The organism is Paracoccus sp. 22332 (genome assembly GCF_052045125.1).
GTDB lineage: Bacteria > Pseudomonadota > Alphaproteobacteria > Rhodobacterales > Rhodobacteraceae > Paracoccus > Paracoccus haematequi_A.
The window spans coordinates 1-3,690 of record NZ_JBQEOI010000096.1 but is presented as its reverse complement, the minus strand read 5'-3'; the positions used below and the strand labels follow the sequence as shown (position 1 = coordinate 3,690).

Here is a 3,690-nt window from a genome sequence, read left to right as displayed (position 1 = left end):
CCTCACAGCAGAAACCTGGCACCAGTTCCTCGACGACTTCGTTAGCGATCCTGAACTCGCGCAACGCTTCAAGGCTCAACCGCCGCGGTAACAATCGGCCGGTTACTTCAGGATCGTCATTGGACCGCTTTCCCCGGACGCGTGCTAAGCTGCCCGCGTGGAGACCGGGCCGACCAGAATCCCCCCTGGTCTGCAACGATCCATCCCGGAACATGGCGCGCTTCTACGGTCTGGGGATCGCACCCGATCTCTTCGGAAGCGTGGTCCTCATCCGCACCTTGGGCCGCGCGCGGCGCCGGGGTCAGAAGGAGTCAGAAACGTTCGGCCAGCACCCGAACTGCCGCCGACTGCCGTGACCAACGGGATTGACCTTGGGCCTTCCTCAACCGATGACGGGGACTGCCTCGGCTCGCGCTGCGGCCAGCAGCGCGGTGTCGAGAGAGGCCAGACTCGCGCCTTGCCGCAAGGCCAGTTCCAAGTAAAGCGCATCATAGACCGTAGTAAGCGCCGTTCTGACCCGGACCAGTTCGAACTGGCGCTGGAAGACCTCGAAACGGCCATGGCCGTGATCTATGCTGAAGAGGACGCCGAAGATCGGGCCGCCAAGCGCCCCGCCAAACCGCGTGCTGCCAACCGTGGATCGCGGCCCAAGCACCTTCCGCGTATCGAAGAGGTCATCGAGCCGGACAGCCTGATCTGCGCCTGCGGTGGCTGCCTGCATTGCATCGGTGAGGACGTCTCGGAACGGCTCGACATCGTGCCCGCCCAGTTCCGCGTCATCGTCACCCGCCGTCCCAAATATGCCTGCCGCTCCTGCACGGATGGCGTTGCACAGGCGGCTGCCCCTGCGCGGCTGGCCGAAGTGGAGATTTCCACCGGTAGGAAGATACTGCCATCTTCGACAGCGTCGGAGGACTTGGCGCCACTGGGAGAAAATCGTGGGTCCCGCAGCCAGGTAAAAAGCAGGTTCGAGTTCATCGAATAACGCCGCGCCACTTGCGCTACGGATACGCCGGACGCCCGTGTCTGCATGCAGATCGCGCGTTTCTCCTCATCAGACCAGAACCGCTTCTTCTGCCCCTTCGTGCCCGCCATTGAATGCCTCAAGATGTCCATTATTAACCATGGACATTATCAAGCGCTGACTTTCACCGTCAGGGCAGGCACACCGGACGGATACGTCGCATGTGCGCTCTCATGCCGTGGAACTACAGAACCTGAACGGCCACAGCTTCCCGCTTACAAACGATGTCCCGGCTGTGTCCCATGTGGTGGTGTAGGAGGCCGCGCGCGGAGCCTTTGGCGTAGCGCGAGCCGCGCGGCCGTAGGTAACGCTGGCGGTCATCGCCGATCTTCGGAGTAGGTTTGGGTTGCAAGACCTGAAACCTGGAATGGAGACGACGATGACCAATGACAGAATGGCGCTTATCGAGCTGGTTGAGAAGCAGGCTGATGGCGATCTCGTGCGCGAGATGCTGGCCTTTGCGGCCGAGCGGATCATGGAAGCCGAAGTTGAGGCGCGGACCGGGGCTGCCAAGGGGGCGCGAACGGCCCTGCGGGAGGTTCAGCGCAACGGATACCGCGACCGCGATTGGGACACCCGGGCCGGGCGGATCACGCTGGAGATCCCGAAGCTCCGGAAGGGCAGCTACTTTCCCAGCTTTCTGGAACCGCGCCGCACAGCCGAGAAGGCCTTGGTGGCGGTGATCCAAGAGGCTTATGTTCACGGTGTCTCAACCCGCTCGGTCGACGACCTGGTCAAGGCCATGGGCGCGGGCGGGATGTCCAAGAGCCAGGTCAGCCGCCTCTGCGCCGAGATCGATGAGCGGGTGAACGCGTTCCTGAGCCGTCCGTTGGAGGGCGCGTGGCCCTATCTGTGGCTCGACGCGACCTATCTGAAGGTGCGCGAAGGCGGGCGGATTGTCAGCCACGCCGTGATAATCGCCGTCGGGGTCAACGAGGACGGCAAGCGCGAGGTGCTGGGGGTCGCGACTGGCCTCTCTGAGGCCGAGGCATTCTGGATAGAGTTCCTGCGATCCCTTGCCGACCGCGGTTTGCGCGGCGTGAAGCTGGTAATCGCCGACGACCACAAGGGTCTGCGGGCCGCCGCGCGCCGGGTCTTCAATGCAACCCACCAGAGATGCCGGGTGGGGCTGTTGAAAAACCCTCGCATCGCTGATTCCATAGCTTCAGGACTTTGTCGCGGGGGCCAGGATGATTGGTCATCAGAACCGGGATCAACTCGAGTTTTTTGTCTGCGGGTCGCTGCGTGACCTTGTGCCGGATGATCATGTCCTTGCCCGCGTCGACCGGGTGCTCGATCTCGGCTGGCTGGCCGAAGATGTTGCCGATCTTTATGCCGTCGGGACCGGTCGTCCGGGTGTCGCGCCGGAGGCAGCCGTCCGTCTCATGCTGGCCGGCTTTCTTCTCGGGATCGTCCATGACCGGCGTCTCATGCGAGAGGCACAGGTCAATCTCGCGATCCGCTGGTTTGCTGGCTATGGCCTCCACGAGCGGCTTCCGGATCATTCTTCGCTGACCCGTATTCGACAACGCTGGGGCGCCGAGCGGTTTCGGCGCATCTTTGAGCGGACGGTTCAGAGTTGTGTGGCAGCCGGGATCGCCAAGGGCGAGGTCGTGCATGTCGACGCGTCTCTGATCCGAGCCGATGTCAGCTGGGAAAGCCTCGCGGTGCGCCATGTTGGTGCCATGTCCGACGCGAATGGTGATGTGCCGGAGGACACCGAGGCCGATCTCCAGGCCAAGCACTCGAAGAAGACCGGGCGCTATAAGAAGGTCTGCGTCACCGATCCGGACGCCAGCATGGCGACCAGCGGGCGCAACCGGCGCCTTGAGCCATGCTACAAGCAGCATGGCGTGGTCGACGATCTTTGCGGGGTCATCGTCGAGGTGGAGGTCACGACCGGGGAGGCGAACGAGGGCGACCACATCCTTGACAGCCTCGATACGGCTGCCGCGATCATGGGAGAACCCATCGGGGTGGCGACAGCAGATGCGGGCTATGCCTACGCCAAGGTGTTCGGCGGGCTGGAGGCGCGCGGGATCGATGCCATCATTCCGACCAAGGCCGAACCGATCAGAAGCAAGGTCCCGCTCCGCCGGTTCAAGTTCGATGCGCGCCATGATCTCGTAAAATGCCCACGCGGAAAAATCCTTCAGCCAACGAAGACCAGGATCAGTCACGGCAGGTTCTTCGTCACCAGGGTGCGTGACTGTGCAGGGTGCGATCTCGCGGCTCTGTGTCTTTCACCGTCGCGAAAGACCCGGGCAGTCGTGATTGTTCATGATTATCCGGCCCTGCTGCGGGCGCGCCGGCGGCGGGAGCGGTGGGGCGAGAAAGAGAACCGGCTCTATCGGCGCCACCGCTGGCGCTCGGAGGGCTTCCACGGCGAGGCAAAGACCTGGCACGGCCTCGCCCGTGCGGTGAGGCGCGGGCTCGAGAACATGCGCATTCAGGCCTTCCTCACCGCCGCGGCCGTGAACCTGAAGCGGTTGGCGGCCGCATTCCTTGCGCTTTTGCTGCATATCCTGGCGGCCAGGCGCCGGGGAGAGTTGTTCTCACCCTCTTCCACCCTCCCGCGCTACCTGCAAAGGAGGTTGGCGACCTCACTGCTCCACCCGATGACGCACGGCATCGGCAGTATTCCATAGGACTTCTTCAACAGCCCC

The 3,690-nt window shown here is 63.4% G+C and carries 2 protein-coding genes and 2 pseudogenes; all 4 read left to right on the top strand.

Going from position 1 to position 3,690, the window contains the following annotated elements:
- Window positions 1-119: 119 nt before the first annotated feature.
- The 4 genes and pseudogenes from ACTJI6_RS23770 (at window position 120) to ACTJI6_RS23755 (ending at window position 3,672) form a co-directional block, all read left to right on the top strand.
- Window positions 120-356 (top strand): WGR domain-containing protein, encoded by a 237-nt coding sequence (locus ACTJI6_RS23770; RefSeq protein ID WP_440804217.1) that lies wholly within the window; start codon window positions 120-122, stop codon window positions 354-356.
- 140 nt (window positions 357-496) lie between these two features.
- A pseudogene (locus ACTJI6_RS23765) lies at window positions 497-856 on the top strand (IS66 family transposase zinc-finger binding domain-containing protein); the annotation flags it as partial.
- A gap of 547 nt (window positions 857-1,403) precedes the next feature.
- Window positions 1,404-2,165, top strand: a pseudogene (locus ACTJI6_RS23760) (IS256 family transposase); the annotation flags it as partial.
- Window positions 2,166-2,214: 49 nt separating this feature from the next.
- Complete coding sequence (locus tag ACTJI6_RS23755) at window positions 2,215-3,672, top strand: transposase (RefSeq protein WP_440803644.1); 1,458 nt, start codon at window positions 2,215-2,217, stop codon at window positions 3,670-3,672.
- The last annotated feature ends 18 nt before the right edge of the window (window positions 3,673-3,690 follow it).